The sequence below is a fragment of the Acinetobacter sp. YH01010 genome (genome assembly GCF_013420775.1).
GTDB classification, from domain to species: domain Bacteria; phylum Pseudomonadota; class Gammaproteobacteria; order Pseudomonadales; family Moraxellaceae; genus Acinetobacter; species Acinetobacter amyesii.
In genome coordinates, this window is the sequence record NZ_VOYF01000011.1 from 41,263 (window position 1) to 57,784 (window position 16,522).

Below are 16,522 nucleotides of genomic sequence, written 5' to 3' on the forward strand. Positions count from 1 at the left end.
CTTATAGTATTTACAATCTATTTTAATCTTCTGGATATTCAAAACGATAACCAACGCCATACACGGCTTGAATCCACTCATGACGGTTGCCGGTTTCCGCTGCATCTGAAATCTTACGACGTAAATTTTTAATATGACTATCAATGACACGGTCAGCCACTTCAAAACTGTCTGGGTTAATATGATCAAGCAATTGCGCACGTGAATACACCTGCCCTACATGCTCTAAAAACAACTCTAGTAAACGAAACTCTGTTGGCGTTAAGCTCAACGCTTTTTGTTGATACCAAATGCGTTGCTGTGCTTTGTCCATACGGAATAAATCATTCACCTCTGGCTCTGCTTTACGTTCTAAACGACGTAATACTGCTTGCACACGTGCCACCAATTCTTTCGGACTAAACGGTTTGCAGACATAATCGTCAGCACCCATATTAAGCCCCAATACACGGTCAATTTCTTCAGTGCGTGCAGTCACCATAATAATCGGCAAATCAGACTGCTCACGGACTTTACGGCAAATGGTTAAGCCATCCATACGGGGCACCATTAGGTCCAAAATCATTAGACTCGGCTTACGTTGTGTGAAGCTTTCATAGGCTTCTTGACCATCATGAAACATGCTGACTTCAAAGCCTGCAGCCTCTAGATAATCACGCACTAGCTGTGCAAGTTCCACTTCATCTTCAACCAACATGATATGTTTCATGCATGCTTCCTTTTAATATTTCATCTGTTTGGGAAATGTCAATTTGCAACGCAAACCGCCCAATGGAGAATGATCAAAACTCAACTCTCCACCCAATGCTCTAGCTATTTTTACGGATAACGCCAATCCTAATCCTGTACCACCAGTTGCACGCGTACGTGAATCATCCACACGATAGAAACGCTCACCTAAACGTGCCAACTGTTCATCAGTTAAACCAAATGGGCTATCATCAACATACACGGTCCACTGGGTTTCATCTTGCTCAGTATGAACATGCACTTCACCACCAGCTTCCGTATAACGAATACTGTTACCCAATAAGTTGACCATAATCTGTTTAAAACGGTCTATATCTAATTGTAATGAAGTCCCTTCGCCCATTGCGGTAATTTTCAAATCTGCTTGCTCAAACTTCGGCTTAAAGCTTTCAACTTCCTGCACAACGACATCCCACGGATTGAGCGTGGTCAAATAACAATTTAATTGCTGTGCATCGGCTTGCGCCAAATCTGCCAAATCTTTGGTCAATTTTTTCAAACTACTGACTTGATTGAGCATCGAAGTAAAATGCTCTGGCGTTGGTTTGCGGATGCCATCTTGCATCGCTTCAATCTGTGCCTGTAACACGGCCAATGGCGTTTTTAATTCATGTGAAGTATCAGCCACCCATTGACGACGTGACGTTTCATGCTGATCGAGAATTACGGCCAACTGATTCAATTCATTCGATAAATCACCAAGCTCATCATTACGGTTCACTGCAACTTGATGTTGATAATTACCCTTGGTTAATTCACGTGTTCCCATTAACAAACGCTGAATCGGTTTTTTAAAGTATGTTGCCAATAACAATGCTGCAATTAAACTCGCAATAAAACTAAGCACATAAACCAATAATAAATAACGTTTTTGCTTACTAAAAAAGTTAATACTGATCGCATCATCTTGCTCGAGTACAGGTTTGAGTCCTAGATACCCCACGATTTGATTATTCACCATAATCGGACGATAAGAAATCTGTTCATCTGTCGGTTCACCCACGACAAATTGGCGCTGTGCATCATATAAAGATAAACGCGAACTCAAGCCCAAGCGGTCAGGCATTTGGATAAACTGTTTTTTACCACCATTGTTGGTATTGTTTTGAGATGATTGACCTGTATCTTTATCTTTTTCATCCGCGTTCGCTTCTTTGGGGCGGAACACATTTTGATTCGCGCTTAAAGGAAATTTTAAACCTTCAAAGGGTTGAAACTCAGACGGTAAATTTTGTTCCAGCCATTTCAGCTCTTCAGTTTTTTGTTCCGCCGTTTGCTGCGGTGTCGCCAACATCGACGTTGCATTCAAACTATGATCTTGGAAATAGCGCTGCTGCAATGCAATGTCATATTGACGACGTAGCCACCACCGAGAGAGACGATCATAGTCATCGGGTGCTGCCTGCCCTTCAATTTGCAAAATCTGCGCCTGAATCGCATTGCCCCAATCATGATAAACCGTATACACATCGGCTAAATTTTCAATGACATGGTCAAGCTTTTGCATCTCGACATCGGCTACATATTTAGTGAAATTACGCTGCATATTCCAATGCAACACGCCTAAACTTACCGTTGTGATGACGAGCGTCGTCAACAGCACAGTCAGAAACAAGCGTAGGGCAATCGGGATACGACGTATTTTCAAAAGAGAACTCTCATTTTTCTTCTATATTCATTATTGTAGCGAACACGCAACTAAAAAACTCTCCATTGTTTCTACATCTTTATTATTTAATCTTTAACCATCGAAAAAAATATCTAATCTGGTGGGGTATAGACTATGAAACAAATGACCAAAATGGCTTTAATCGGTGCAAGCGTATTGAGCATGGGTGCATTGACGGCTTGTCAATCAACAACCGCACCAAAAGATAACGATCATGGCCGTATGATGAAACAACATCATAGTGATCAAGATCGTCGTATGTCACCTGAGCAACGTGAACATTTCAAACAAATGCGTGCAGAGCAACGTCAAGTGTTTGCAGAGATGCAAAAAGCCTGTGATGGCAAGACTACAGGTTCAACAGTTCAAGTAAAAGCTGGCGATAAAAGCATTGATGGTACATGTACCATGGTGTTCAACGCAGACCGTCAAGACATGAAAAAAGCACGTGGTGAACACAAACCAATGCGCGGTGAACATCGTCCAATGCATGGCGACATGCGTGGTCAGATGCAACGCGGTGAGCCACTGACTGATGCAAAACGTGCAGAGCTGACTAAACAATTTGATCAGCGTTTAGCAGAACGCCAAGCGAAGCAACAAGCGATTATGAAAGCATGCCAAGGCAAGACTGATGGTAGCGCGGTTGCGATTAAAGTTGGCGAACAGCAAATCAATGGTAAATGTGAAGTTCGCTTCCAACCTAAAGCCCCTGTTGCCCCGACGCCAGCACCAGTAAAATAAGTCAAAGTTAGCTCGCAATATCATTGAGTATAAAAAGGCACTCCCATGAGTGCCTTTTTATTGGACATATCTTTTTACGCTTTTTGACTATTTGTGTCATTCATTTTCAGCCAAAAGTGTTTACACTCAATGCACTTAGCATTTTCAAGGGATATTTCTTTGACTTTACAGTCACCAACAAATAGCCCTGAAATGCTTGTACCCAATAAGAAGATGTTGCACGATTAGAACCATTCCAATACGTGTCATTGAAGACACGTTCAAATGTTTATTTAGGATTACTAACGCTGGTAGAAACCAGTATTGAGGAAAACGATATGCCACAATACAAAGCGCCCTTACGTGATATGCAATTTGTTCTGCATGAACTTTTAAAAGCAGAAGATCACTATGCACAATTGCCTGCATTTTCTGATACCGTAAGCCGTGAGTTGGTTGACCAATATCTAGAAGCTGCTGCTGACTTCTGTGAAAATGAACTTTCTCCTCTTAACCAAGTGGGCGACCGTGAAGGTTGTACTTGGAATGATGGCGTTGTAACAACACCAACTGGTTTTAAAGAAGCGTATCAAAAATATATCGAACTTGGTTTCCCGTCTTTGTCTGCTGAAGAACAGTATGGCGGTCAAGGTCTACCTGTTTCACTAGGTAACATCATTTCAGAAATGGTGGGTACGTCGAACTGGGCTTGGGGTATGTATCCTGGTCTATCTCATGGTGCTGTACGTACTTTAGAACACCACGGTTCACAAGAACAAAAAGACACTTACCTTCCTAAACTTGTTTCAGGTGAATGGACTGGTACGATGTGCTTAACAGAATCTCATGCAGGTTCTGACTTAGGTATTATCCGCTCTAAAGCTGAACCACAAGCAGACGGTAGCTATGCAATTTCTGGCGAGAAAATCTTTATCTCTGCTGGTGAACACGACATGGCTGAAAACATCATCCATATCGTACTTGCTCGTCTTCCAGGTGCACCAAAAGGCACGAAAGGTATTTCATTATTCATCGTACCTAAATTCAATGTAAATGCTGATGGCTCAATTGGTGAGCGCAATGCGGTACGTTGTGGTTCGATTGAACACAAAATGGGTATCCATGGTAACGCGACTTGTGTCATCAACTTTGATAACGCAAAAGGCTTCTTGATTGGCCCTGAAAACCGCGGTCTAAACTGCATGTTCACATTCATGAACACTGCACGTATCGGTACTGCTGTACAAGGTCTTTCAGCTTCTGAAGGCGCTTTCCAAGGTGCACTTGCTTACGCAAAAGACCGTTTGGCAATGCGTTCACTTTCAGGCCCTAAAGCACCTGAAAAAGAAGCAGATCCAATTATCGTTCACCCTGCTGTACGCAACATGCTCATGACGCAAAAATCATTTGCTGAAGCTGGCCGTGCTCTGGTTTACTTATTGTCTTTCCATGCCGATATCGTGGAACAAGGTGCAACTGAAGAAGAACGTAAATTCTCTGACAACATCTTGTCTCTATTAACACCAATTGCTAAAGCATTCTTAACTGAAACAGGTTCTGAATCTGCGAAGCACGGTGTTCAAGTATTCGGCGGTCATGGTTTCATTTCAGAACACGGTATGGAGCAAATCGTACGTGATACACGTATCTCTTGCTTATACGAAGGTACGACTGAAATTCAAGCGATTGACTTGTTAGGCCGTAAAGTATTGGGTACTCAAGGTGCAATGTTGAAAGACTTCACCAAGATCATCCATAAATTTGTTGAAGCCAACAAAGACAACGCTGCTATGAAAGAATTTGTTGAGCCGCTTGCTGCGCTAAACAAAGAATGGGGCGACCTAACTATGCAGATTGGTATGAAAGCAATGCAAAACCCAGAAGAAGTGGGTGCTGCTGCGGTCGATTACCTGTACTTCTCTGGTTATGTAACGCTTGCTTACCTATGGGCTCGTATGGCGTTAGTTGCACAAGAAACTTTAGCTGCAGGAACAACAGATGTTGATTTCTACAATGCGAAAGTAACGACTGCTCGCTTCTACTTCAAGAAAATCTTACCGCGCGTTCGCTCTCATGTAGAAGTGATCGCAGGTGGCCTAGATCCTCTTATGGCATTGGATGCAGAACACTTTGCATTCTAATGTGAATATCTAAAACATATTCAAAAAATTGTACTCTTGAGTGCAGAAATAGAGAAAGGACGGTCATAGCATTGGCAGTCCTTTTTCTTTATAAATAGTCCCATAATTTTACTTTGGTCAATTTTCTCCACGTTTTGTGTCGATACAAATTGCCCCAAGTCCACAGATTCAAACAATAAACAGGTGAACGAACATGCCAATTTATAATGCGCCGCTTGCAGATATGAAATTCATCTTAAATGATGTTTTTAAAGCAGAACAATTCTGGCAAAACAACGAAAATCTTGCTCACGTTGATGCTGCAACTGCAGAAGCCATTCTTGAAGAAATGGCAAAATTTGCGCAAAACGTCACTCACCCTTTAAACCGCACAGGTGATGAAGAAGGCGCAACCTATAGCAATGGCAATGTCACGACTCCTGCTGGTTTTAAAGAAGCATTTAAACAATATGCAGAAGGCGGCTGGATTGGTCTAGGCGCAGACGAAGAATGGGGCGGTCAAGGCATGCCAAAAATGCTGACTGTTCTGTCTGACGAAATGCTGTTTGCAACCAACCCATCATTCATGCTCTACCCGCTTCTTTCTGTAGGTGCAGGCATGGCATTAAACAGCTATGCATCACAAGAGCAAAAAGAAACTTATTTGCCAAAAATGTATACAGGCGAATGGTCAGGCACGATGTGCTTAACTGAACCGCATGCAGGTACAGATTTAGGTATTATCAAAACTAAAGCTGAACGTAATGAAGACGGTACTTATAACATTACTGGTACGAAAATCTTCATCACTGGCGGTGACCACGACCTTTCTGAAAATATCATCCACTTAGTTTTAGCGAAAACGCCTGATGCGCCTGCGGGCTCACGCGGAATTTCACTATTCATCGTACCTAAATTCTTGGTGAATGCAGATGGTTCATTGGGAGAGCGTAATGCTGTAGGCCCTGGTTCTATTGAACATAAAATGGGGATCAAAGCGTCTGCAACATGTGTGATGAACTTTGATGGCGCGAAAGGCTACCTGGTTGGTAAAGAAAATGAAGGCCTTGCAGCGATGTTCGTCATGATGAACTACGAACGTCTGTCTATGGGTATTCAAGGCCTAGGTGCTTCTGAATTTGCTTATCAAAATGCAGCGCAATATGCGACTGATCGTTTACAAGGCCGTAGCGCTTCTGGCGTTCAATCGCCTGCAAAACCTGCAGACAGCATCTTAGTTCATGGTGATGTACGTCGTATGTTGTTGAATGCACGTGCCAACAATGAAGCGTCTCGTGCATTTGCGGTTTATGTGGGTCAACAACTGGACATTACTAAGTTCTCTACTGACCCAGAAGCAGTCAAAGCAGCCAATAACCGTGTTGCGCTATTAACACCGATTGCGAAAGCGTATTTAACTGATACAGCTTTCCAAGCAACACTCGATGCGCAAATGGTCTTCGGTGGTCATGGCTTTATTCGTGAATGGGGTATGGAACAATGTATCCGTGACCTCCGTATTGCACAGATTTACGAAGGGACCAACGGTGTTCAATCGCAAGACTTAATTGGTCGAAAAACCATTAAGTGCAATGGTGAATTCATTGCTGAATATATCCAAGAAATCCGTGATTTTGCCAATAATTTAGATGCCAGCTTGAACTACATCAAAGATGCAACATTAGATGCAGCAGCTGAAGTTGAAGCTGTGACTCAATATGTACTTGAAGCTGCTCGTGAAAACATTGAATTCCCGAACTCAGCAGCAGTTGATTACTTACATGCTGTAGGCCTACTCAGCTTTGCCTATATGTTTGCCCGCATTGCAGATGCAGCAAAAGACAAAGATGGCGAGTTCTACCAAAACAAACTTGCACTAACTCTTTACTTCACGCAGCGTATTTTGCCTGAATTGGCTTTACGCATTGCTAAAGTGAAAGCAGGTTCTGAAGTGATCATGAACTTCTCTGAAGATTACTTTACCAACCAAGCTTAATTAGTCGCACAAAATCAAAAATGCCCGATTTATCGGGCATTTTTTTATTCATTGTAGTGATAATATTTCCTGACTGACCTAGCCATTTCAGAATTCGCATTTTCCAAAGCTTTTGCCACATTCATCGCATCTACAGCACTTCGGTTTTGACTGACTTTAAATTTCCCGATCATCGACTGGATATCGACTTCAATCGCCACAATTTTCTCTAACTGTTCAGCAATAAAATCATTAGGCGCATCGCCCATTTTCCACGGCACGGGTTGGCTAGCTTCATGTTGTCGAGTCAACCGAGCCAGAACCCCTCGTAAATATTTTTCATCGTCAACTTTACGAATTGTGCCTTTGACATGCACCACACGGTAATTCCATGTCGGTACAACGCGATGATGCTCCTGTTTTCCTTCATACCAGCTAGGCGAAATATATGCATCATCGGCATGAAAAATCACATAGGCGTGCGCTGACTGATTTAGCAATTCAAACATTGGATTGGTCTTGGCAATATGACCGCGCAATATACCCAATTCGCCTGACTCAGTGTCATATTCTAGTGGTAAATGATTCACTTCCAACTCACCATTGGGTGCCGTCAGTATTACTGTCGCCAAAGCATGCTTACGCATAAGATCAATCAGATCAAGGAGTTCATTCTGTTTAAAATGCGTTGGTTGATACATCGTCGCTTCATTCTTATAGGACAAAATTTAAGCTCAAACTTAACATTAAAAACTTTATTAAACCTAAAAAATATTTTTGTCATATGCGCTTCATGTGCATGAAATTTGCTTGGTATTTAATGACTTGTTCTTGATTGAATATTCACGCAATTTACACAGGAGGAATATATATGACACACCGTGATCCTAAAGTAGAAAAAATCGAAGCCCTCCTCGACCGATTTGGCAACCTTGCTGTGGAAGGTTTTCATTATCTTGCGCTGTTTGTCATCGGCTGTATGATCTTATGGTCTGCGGGTCATACCATTTTTGAAATTATTACAGTTAAACAATTCGCCACGATTGACGATATTTTATTATTGTTTATTTACCTCGAACTCGGTGCCATGGTTGGTATTTATTTTAAAACCAACCACATGCCTGTTCGCTTCCTGATTTATATTGCTATTACTGCCCTGACCCGTTTACTGATTTCGGACATTCAACACGACCATAAAGCAGATATGGGCTTGGTCATTACTACAGGTTCGATTCTAATTTTAGCTGTGGCCATTTTGATTGTGCGCTTTGCCTCTTGGACTTACCCTTCGGTTATTCGAGATAAGCATTCCGAGAAGCCATTACCTGAAGGAAAAACCCCACGTCCGCAAGATGATGAATTGGCTTAAACACTAATTCGTTCCTTCTCCTTTTAGGAGACGAGTAGCACTACTACGCAAGAGAGAGGTTATAAACCTTATCGATTAGGCACCAATACATAGCGACCATTTTCAAAAATCCAGTACATTCCATTGGGTGGTGCTGGTAAACCTAAACGCTGCCAATCACTGATAAAAGTATAGGTTGAACTGGAAATACTCGCGCTGGCAGGATCACCATTTACCCAGCTATAACTTTGTGAATTTTGGATAATCGTAGTCGGTGCTTGATATTGAATACTTATGCCATTTTGCACCTGTGATGGATATGGACGGTTTGGATAATTGGGATATTGAGGGCGATGAGGATAGTTCGGGTAATGCTGCGGGTAATTGGGAGCATGCTGTGGATAGCTTTGACCATGTTGGGGATAACCAGGCCGATTCATAGTAGGTGGACGCTTAGTGGTATCCACACCTTGATAGTTTGACCATTTGTTTTCCGCAAAAGTACTGGCTGAAGTCATTATCAGCATCACACCTGCCATTGCATAGAATAATGTTGCTTTCACTCAAGCTCTCCTTCACGGTATATAGATTAAGTATAAAACCCATTTTAGGAGAAAAAATGAATAAAAATCCATCAAATGCAAGAATTTGTTAATTTTCCGACCAAGCTGATCGCACCTTCAAGCTAGCCTGTTTTTCATTGGATTATGCTAAGATTGATTTTATTTCGTAGTGGATCAAATGCTGTGTCTGAATTAAGTTTTGACCGACTTCATCAATTTTTTTCGAAAGTACCAAGTATCCAAGAAGCCTTAATCGACTCCTACGGCACCGATGGTAAAACTGCTTGGTGGTTTAAATTTCAAATTAATGTAGATCACCCTTTAGCATGGCAAACTGTTCAAGAATTGGGCCATGTATTGAACTATATTTCTAAAAATGAACGCTTACCGACTCAATTTTTACCGGTTTCTCCGCCACCATATATGAATGGCGAAGCAAAACAATTCTTGTCTTGGGTGATTCAATGTAACCACGCCGATTTTCCACCAGATGTCATCTGTGACTGGTTAGAAGCTCGTTTGCCACAACCAGTAGATGATGCCGATAAATGGAAAATCAAAACAGATATTAAAGAATTGGATCAAATGTCAGATAAAGATTTAGATCAAATCGTTCCGCCAAATCCTGTACCGAAGAATTAAAACTGATTAAATTCCTCCTAACCTCCCTTTAAAAAAGGGAGGAAAGTCCCTCTTTTCAAAAGAGGGATTTGGGAGATTAAGACAATTCTAAAAAGTAGATATTCCGCTCCATTCCATAAAGCGATACAACACATATTTCAAGGTCGATTCATCCGCATATTTACTATAATCGACACTCATTTGTTTACCATCCAGATTTGACCAAGCGGTATTAAAGTACTGTGATGCATCTTTAAAAACTTGAGCATTTTTCAGACCGATCACGCGTAAATCAGTTTCTAAATTATAATTTTTCAAGTTACGCGCCGTGAAATTGGCAGAACCTAAAATCATATCGGCTTGATAAGCAGTACGTTTTAAAATCATCTTGCTATGGCACTGCTCACCTTGGGTATTACACCAACGTACATCAATACCGGCATTATGTAGTTCTGAAGCAACAGGACGGTTTGGAATACCATTTTTGGTTCGACCAAAAGCATCTTTATTCGGATCGAGTAATACACGAACTTTCACGCCACGTTCATGCGCAGCTATGAGTGCTTTGATAATTCTACGTTCTGACAAGTAGAACATCGCAATATCAATTTCTGTACCCGCTTTTTGTGCCGTATTAATCATATCTAATACGCCATCATAAATGGCTTTTTCAGTCAGCACCTGTACTTGAGGCTCAGTTTTCGCAGCTTCAACATCTTTAATCACCACAAAAGGTATATTGCCATTCGACATCATGCCGACTGCTTGCTCGGTTTTTAACAGATCAATCGCGGTCATGCCTTTGACGGTTAAGGCCACATTAGAATGTCGTGAGCTACCATCATGCGGATTCATAGAGGTGACCAAACCTTTCCAACCTTCAACGGTATCTACCACCAAGGTTTTACGATGATTGGCTTTAAAGTTGAAAAGATCCATATAACTGCGGATCGTCACCTTTTCGGTTCCCAATGGGTTCGGTAACCAGCCTTTTTCAGGATTATTGCCAATATCTTGACAACAGATATACCAAAAACCTGACCATGCAGGATTGGACGCACGAAGCGGCGCCAAATTGGTTTCCATCAACTCAATCCCCCCTTGCCGTAATTGACGATAATGCTCGGGTTGAATGCCGCCATAGACCGAATTGACAGGGTCAGTAATCACAAAAATTTCCACTTGAGGAGATAGTCGACGCTTCAAAATCAGCGCATCGGTCAGCTCCTGTGTTAATTGTTCATGTTTTAATTGAGAGTCGCCAACTTGCGGATTAAAGAGAAACATATCCAACACAATGGTCGACTGTGCTTCTTCGATCATTTTCAGCATTTCTTTAAAAATGCGATGTTCCTGTTGCTGCTTTCCTTGCGCATCGATATAGGTTTCATCTACTAAAAAGTTCACTTCAGCATGGCGAAGTTTTCCCGTGTAGTTCAGCCCTTCAGGGAGTGGTTTTAGCGTGTGATAGGTTGCCGATGCCAAATAACCTAAAACCAATAAACCAATGACCACACCCACATAGCGACGACGTGACCAATTAAGCTTGTGATGTATTCGTTGAATGATGCGCATAAGAAAAAACCTAGTCTAATGCGCTCAGACTAGGTTTTATTCATTGATTTTTCAAGAGGATTTCTGTGACTTTACCTAGACTTACTTAGAAAAGTCTGTGCAAATTCAATTAGAAACCAAATTCAAGACCAACCGTAAAATTACGACCGACTTGAGGAATATTGGCAAGGAATGACGTGTGAGAGTAAACATCTTCATCCAATAAATTATTGGCTTTGAAATAGACTCGATAATCATTTTGATCTTTCAATTGACCACTATAGGCCACACCCAAATTCACCATATTGTAGCCATCTGTTTCACGCTCAAATGCAGTGATTTTGTCTTGTTTGAATACATGTGAATATTCTGCAAGACCTGACCAACCATCGGCAAAGTCAACATCGACCTTGGTTCCTAAACGCCCTGCAGGCACACGTGGCGCATTTTCACCATCAATTTTGCCGCGAACATAATCACCAAAGACACTGAGTTTATACATATCATTGATGGCATAGCCTACTTGAGCTTCCGCGCCATAAAACTTAGCTTTGTCTTGGGTGTAATCAACTAAGCGGAAGTTTTCAAAATTATCTTTGGTTGCGGCATAAATGTAGTTGTCATACCAGTTGTGGTACACATGAACGTGATAATCCAACTGATCTTTTTCATAATGGAAACCTAATTCTAGATTATTGGATTTTTCAACATCTAGATTTTCATTCCCACGTTCATAGGTATTGGTCGCAAAATGCTTGCCATCTGCATACAGCTCTTGCGCCAATGGCAACCGCTCTTGATGAGAACCCACCCAGGACAATTTATAATTGGGTGCAAACGCCCAATTCACAGCACCTGAATAAGAGATGCCATAATCATCATAGTCTTTTTGTGCAGAATCGATTTGAATTTTCTGCTGATCTACACGGGCGCCCAGCTCGACATGAAAATCACCAAATTGTTTATGCTCTAAACCAAACACACTCCATTTTTGGGTTTTATTTGGATTCATCAGTGACTCTTCACCACTAATATTGAGCTTTTGCTGATTGTATTGTGCTCCTATCACACCTTCCCAATCCGCAATCGGGTTATGCACCAACTCTAAACGACCATCGTAACCTTTACTTTTAAAGGTTGTTGCCGCTGTATCGCCTTCAATTTCATCATGTTGATAATCGGTATAACTTGCATGTGCACGGATTTTTTGGAAGCCCGCAAACGGATTCGCAAGTTCGGTACGGAAATCATAACGTTCTGACTTTAAATCAACCCATGGGCCTGCGGCATCATGATCGTGATCATGTTCATCATGCGCTGAATGATCATGCTCATCGGTATGCCCATGGTTGTCATGACCATCACAGTGTAAATGGTCATCATGTGGATGACAGCTTTCATATTCATGACTATGCCCCGGCAAGCCATATTGGTCTTGACGGTTGCTATAAGACAGTCCAGCAAAACCACGATCATGAATCCATGACGCGCCCACACTGACATTTTGCCCTTCTGCAAAAGTGTTGCCAACGCGGCGTTCTTTTTCTAATTCACCATCATGATCATGGAAATAATTGGGTGCAATATAGTCATTGGCTTTGCGTTTCGAGCCTTCTACACGGATGGCAAATTGCTCACCTAAAGCAGCCGTCACACCGGCACTCGCCAATTTTTCATCACTGCCTGAGTTATAACGAACCCCAACTTGCCCTTCATAACCTTTATCAGGAATCGCCGTTGGAATTTTCTGATCCGTCACATTGACCAAACCGCCAACTGTGCCTGCCGCGTATAACAGCGTTGATGGCCCACGGATCACTTCAATTTGTTTTGCTAAAATCGGATCAACCGTAACCGCATGGTCAGGAGATAAGGTCGAAACATCTGCAGTCTCTGAGGCATGTTCTAAGACTTTGACACGAGGGCCATCTTGACCACGCAGCACAGGACGACTTGAACCTGCACCAAACTGATTTGAATATACACCCGGCTGTCCCGCTAGCGCATCACCAATTGTGACGCCACCTTGTGCAAGGGCTTTATGTTGAATGACATTATCGGCAACAGCAAAATCTGCCGCACTTTGGTTTAAGGGATGGACCTGAACATTAATGGTTTCGAGCTTTTGTACCTGTTGTTCTGGGTCATCGGCATAAAGGTTGGGTGCAATCACTGCAAAAATCGAAACAGTTATTAAATTTTTATGAAAAGACATGTTGGAGAGACTCAAATCAGGCTATTTTTGAATAATGTTATAATATAACATTTCATTTGTTTTGCAATAAAAAACATTCTAATCTACCCAAATCATATACACTCACTGATACCACATTGTATTTATTCATTTATTTATTTTAGTTCAATGCCTTTTACCATATCCCATGCTGTACTCGCACCGCCTATTTCCAAGTTAAGCGGAAACCGCCTGTCTATTGCAGCACTCGCAATTGGTAGCATGGTGCCGGATTTATTCCGTTTATTTACTAATGCTGACTATGCAGGTTCACATCAATGGTCGGGGTTAATTGTTCCAAACTTAATCCTAGGTCTGCTGTTTTGTGTGCTGTGGTATGTGCTTTATCGCCCGATGTTATTTGCTTTTTTTGGTTTAAATAAGCCGCTGCATCTACAGAATTTCAATCAATGCTGTGGGTTTATCCTAAGCCTCATCCTCGCACTCATCATTGGAACTTCGACGCATATTGTTTGGGATGGCTTGACCCATGTTGACTTTCGTACCTTTGCATTTAAGGATCTATTGAGTCTACCGATTCAATTTTTTGGTCATTCATATCCCCTACATCGCGTGTTGCAAATTGGATTATCTGGCTTGGCACTCCCCGTTTTGGCATGGATGATTTATCGTCATCATCTTCACTATCGAAGTACTGTAAACGTCCCCACAACCATCAAAGTCTATGTATATGGTTTAGCGGCCCTGTCTCTAGCTGCGGGAATCGCAAGTTATTTTTATTTTGCTGACAGTATTTACTCAGATGCCTTTGTGCATGACCTGTATGCCTATGTCGGCAAAGCCATTAATTATTTTTTTCGTGCATTTTTGGCCACGTTTAGCCTTGGTAGTCTGATATTTCTGATCTTAAGCAAGAGCACTAACATTTTTTCTACGTCATCGGCTTAAGCCCATCATTGACCGAAAATTTGCTGTAAATTTGGCAGTTTTAGCAATAAGTCCTTGTGACAAAACAGCCAAAAAGAGGCATAATCCCCTATTCGAATAAAAGCGGTGCGCTGTTTACGCATTCGCTGACCTTAACCCATATAGTTGGATTTCTAACGCTATGATGCGAACTCATTACTGCGGCTCACTTACTGAAGCCCAAATCGACCAAACCGTTACATTATGCGGTTGGGTTCACCGTCGCCGTGACCACGGTGGTGTAATCTTCCTTGACATGCGCGACCGTGATGGCCTTGTTCAAGTAGTGATTGACCCTGATACTCCTGAAGCTTTCGCGACTGCTGATAAATCACGTTCAGAATTCGTATTAAAAATTACAGGCCGTGTACGTCGTCGTTACGCAGGTACTGAAAACGCGAATATGACTAGCGGTCAAATCGAAGTTCTTGGTAAAGAAATCGAAGTGCTTGCTGGTTCAGAAACTCCGCCATTCCCATTGAATGACGACAACACAAATATTTCTGAAGAAGTACGTTTGAAATATCGTTTCTTGGATATCCGTCGTCCAGAAATGTTAGATCGTCTTCGTTTCCGTTCTAAATTGACTAACCTAATTCGTAACTACTTCGAAGAAAATGGTTTCCTAGACGTTGAAACACCGATTTTGACTCGTGCGACTCCTGAAGGTGCGCGTGACTATTTAGTACCAAGTCGTGTTTCTAACGGTAGCTTCTACGCACTTCCACAATCTCCACAACTATTCAAACAGTTGTTAATGGTTGGCGGTATCGATCGTTACTACCAAATTGCTAAATGTTTCCGTGATGAAGACTTACGTGCTGACCGTCAGCCTGAATTCACACAAATCGACGTTGAAACATCGTTCATGAGTGACGATGACATCATGGATTTAATGGAACGTTTAACGGTTAAGATGTTCAAAGAACTTCTAAACGTTGAATTCGACAAATTCCCACGTATGACGTATGCAGATGCAATGCGTGACTATGCATCTGACAAGCCTGATATGCGTATTCCTTTGAAATTGGTTGACGTTGCAGACATGATGCAAGACGTTGAGTTCAAAGTATTCGCTGGTCCTGCAAAAGATCCTAAAGGCCGTATTGTTGCGCTTCGCGTACCAGGTGCTGGCGCGCTTCCACGTAGCCAAATTGACGAATACACTAAATTCGTTGGCATTTATGGCGCGAAAGGCTTGGCTTACATCAAAGTCAACGAACTTGAAAAAGGTATTGAAGGTCTTCAATCTCCAATCGTTAAATTCATCGAGCCAATCGTGCTTGATCTATTGAAACGTGTTGGCGCTGAAAATGGCGATATCGTATTCTTTGGTGCGGACAAAGCGAAAATCGTAAACGATGCGATGGGTGCTTTACGTATTAAAGTCGGTCACGACATGAAACTTGCAACTTGCGAGTGGGCGCCACTTTGGGTTGTTGACTTCCCAATGTTCGAAGAAACTGATGACGGTAAATGGACGTCTGTTCACCACCCATTCACGCTGCCAAAATCAAGCGTTGAAGAAGTGAAGAACAACCCAGGTGCTGCACTTTCTGTTGCTTACGATATGGTATTGAACGGTACTGAAATCGGTGGTGGTTCATTACGTATCTTCAACCTAGAAATGCAAAAAGCGATCTTTGAAGCGCTTGGTATTTCTGAAGAAGAAGCAGAAGAGAAATTCAGCTTCTTGCTTAACGCCTTGAAATTCGGTGCGCCTCCTCACGGTGGTTTAGCATTCGGTCTTGACCGTTTAGTGATGTTGATGACTGGTGCATCTTCTATCCGTGACGTGATTGCATTCCCGAAAACTAAGACTGCGGAATGTCCTTTAACTCAAGCGCCTGCGCCAGTTGAGTCAACTCAACTTCGTGACCTTGGTATTCGTTTACGCGAAAAACCAAAAGCTGAAGAATCTAAATAATCTTACATTTTAAGATTTAGATTTTAAGTTTCAAAAAACCCTGCGCTATGCAGGGTTTTTTATGTCAACCTACAAAAGGTGGTAGAAAACCTACAAAACATAAATTAAAGAT

13 protein-coding genes are annotated in these 16,522 nt (G+C 41.9%); 7 read left to right on the top strand and 6 right to left on the bottom strand.

Annotated elements, in window-relative coordinates; all coding sequences use genetic code 11:
* Positions 1 to 22: 22 nt before the first annotated feature.
* Together FTT77_RS11025 and baeS are read right to left on the bottom strand one after the other, a co-directional pair.
* On the bottom strand, positions 23 to 709 hold the full coding sequence (locus tag FTT77_RS11025) for a response regulator (protein ID WP_111885370.1): 687 nt from the start codon (positions 707 to 709) through the stop codon (positions 23 to 25).
* A gap of 12 nt (positions 710 to 721) precedes the next feature.
* Entirely contained in the window at positions 722 to 2,398 is a 1,677-nt protein-coding gene (gene baeS / locus FTT77_RS11030; protein WP_180109260.1) for a sensor histidine kinase efflux regulator BaeS, read from the bottom strand.
* Positions 2,399 to 2,533: 135 nt separating this feature from the next.
* Here baeS and FTT77_RS11035 point away from each other — a divergent pair, with 135 nt between their 5' ends.
* From FTT77_RS11035 to FTT77_RS11045, 3 genes are all read left to right on the top strand, one after another.
* Positions 2,534 to 3,163 carry a hypothetical protein gene (locus tag FTT77_RS11035; protein ID WP_168378758.1) on the top strand — a complete coding sequence of 210 codons (630 nt, stop codon included), beginning with the start codon at positions 2,534 to 2,536 and terminating at the stop codon, positions 3,161 to 3,163.
* Positions 3,164 to 3,480: 317 nt separating this feature from the next.
* Complete coding sequence (locus FTT77_RS11040) at positions 3,481 to 5,283, top strand: acyl-CoA dehydrogenase C-terminal domain-containing protein (RefSeq protein WP_180022419.1); 1,803 nt, start codon at positions 3,481 to 3,483, stop codon at positions 5,281 to 5,283.
* 193 nt (positions 5,284 to 5,476) lie between these two features.
* A complete protein-coding gene (locus FTT77_RS11045) occupies positions 5,477 to 7,258 on the top strand; it encodes an acyl-CoA dehydrogenase C-terminal domain-containing protein (RefSeq protein ID WP_078194153.1) in 1,782 nt (593 codons plus the stop codon).
* Positions 7,259 to 7,302: 44 nt separating this feature from the next.
* Here the strand turns inward: FTT77_RS11045 and FTT77_RS11050 are convergent, their stop codons facing one another.
* Positions 7,303 to 7,938: an FMN-binding negative transcriptional regulator gene (locus tag FTT77_RS11050; RefSeq protein WP_180022436.1), complete on the bottom strand. Its 636-nt coding sequence runs from the start codon at positions 7,936 to 7,938 to the stop codon at positions 7,303 to 7,305.
* Positions 7,939 to 8,108: 170 nt separating this feature from the next.
* Here FTT77_RS11050 and FTT77_RS11055 point away from each other — a divergent pair, with 170 nt between their 5' ends.
* A complete protein-coding gene (locus FTT77_RS11055; RefSeq protein WP_168378754.1) occupies positions 8,109 to 8,606 on the top strand; it encodes a phosphate-starvation-inducible protein PsiE in 498 nt (165 codons plus the stop codon).
* A 68-nt stretch (positions 8,607 to 8,674) separates the two neighbouring features.
* Here FTT77_RS11055 and FTT77_RS11060 read toward each other — a convergent pair whose 3' ends face one another.
* Positions 8,675 to 9,148 (bottom strand): RcnB family protein, encoded by a 474-nt coding sequence (locus tag FTT77_RS11060; protein ID WP_373686709.1) that lies wholly within the window; start codon positions 9,146 to 9,148, stop codon positions 8,675 to 8,677.
* A 183-nt stretch (positions 9,149 to 9,331) separates the two neighbouring features.
* Here FTT77_RS11060 and FTT77_RS11065 point away from each other — a divergent pair, with 183 nt between their 5' ends.
* Entirely contained in the window at positions 9,332 to 9,790 is a 459-nt protein-coding gene (locus tag FTT77_RS11065; protein WP_180022420.1) for a hypothetical protein, read from the top strand.
* 87 nt (positions 9,791 to 9,877) lie between these two features.
* On the opposite strand, the gene FTT77_RS11070 is transcribed toward FTT77_RS11065, so the two are convergent.
* Both FTT77_RS11070 and znuD read right to left on the bottom strand, forming a co-directional pair.
* Positions 9,878 to 11,344, bottom strand: a complete 1,467-nt coding sequence (locus FTT77_RS11070) for a phospholipase D family protein (protein ID WP_180109259.1) — start codon at positions 11,342 to 11,344, stop codon at positions 9,878 to 9,880.
* Positions 11,345 to 11,453: 109 nt separating this feature from the next.
* Positions 11,454 to 13,538, bottom strand: a complete 2,085-nt coding sequence (gene znuD / locus FTT77_RS11075; protein ID WP_180109258.1) for a zinc piracy TonB-dependent receptor ZnuD — start codon at positions 13,536 to 13,538, stop codon at positions 11,454 to 11,456.
* 147 nt (positions 13,539 to 13,685) lie between these two features.
* Here znuD and FTT77_RS11080 point away from each other — a divergent pair, with 147 nt between their 5' ends.
* Both FTT77_RS11080 and aspS read left to right on the top strand, forming a co-directional pair.
* Complete coding sequence (locus FTT77_RS11080) at positions 13,686 to 14,465, top strand: DUF4184 family protein (RefSeq protein WP_180109257.1); 780 nt, start codon at positions 13,686 to 13,688, stop codon at positions 14,463 to 14,465.
* A gap of 160 nt (positions 14,466 to 14,625) precedes the next feature.
* Positions 14,626 to 16,410, top strand: a complete 1,785-nt coding sequence (aspS, locus tag FTT77_RS11085; protein WP_180109256.1) for an aspartate--tRNA ligase — start codon at positions 14,626 to 14,628, stop codon at positions 16,408 to 16,410.
* Positions 16,411 to 16,522: the final 112 nt, after the last annotated feature.

Bases quoted from the DNA above. Each gene is read 5' to 3' on its own strand.
- FTT77_RS11025 (WP_111885370.1), bottom strand. From the start codon at position 709: ATGAAACATATCATGTTGGTTGAAGATGAAGTGGAACTTGCACAGCTA.
- FTT77_RS11035 (WP_168378758.1), top strand. From the start codon at position 2,534: ATGAAACAAATGACCAAAATGGCTTTAATCGGTGCAAGCGTATTGAGC.
- FTT77_RS11040 (WP_180022419.1), top strand. From the start codon at position 3,481: ATGCCACAATACAAAGCGCCCTTACGTGATATGCAATTTGTTCTGCAT.
- FTT77_RS11045 (WP_078194153.1), top strand. From the start codon at position 5,477: ATGCCAATTTATAATGCGCCGCTTGCAGATATGAAATTCATCTTAAAT.
- FTT77_RS11050 (WP_180022436.1), bottom strand. From the start codon at position 7,938: ATGTATCAACCAACGCATTTTAAACAGAATGAACTCCTTGATCTGATT.
- FTT77_RS11055 (WP_168378754.1), top strand. From the start codon at position 8,109: ATGACACACCGTGATCCTAAAGTAGAAAAAATCGAAGCCCTCCTCGAC.
- FTT77_RS11070 (WP_180109259.1), bottom strand. From the start codon at position 11,344: ATGCGCATCATTCAACGAATACATCACAAGCTTAATTGGTCACGTCGT.
- znuD (WP_180109258.1), bottom strand. From the start codon at position 13,538: ATGTCTTTTCATAAAAATTTAATAACTGTTTCGATTTTTGCAGTGATT.
- FTT77_RS11080 (WP_180109257.1), top strand. From the start codon at position 13,686: ATGCCTTTTACCATATCCCATGCTGTACTCGCACCGCCTATTTCCAAG.
- aspS (WP_180109256.1), top strand. From the start codon at position 14,626: ATGATGCGAACTCATTACTGCGGCTCACTTACTGAAGCCCAAATCGAC.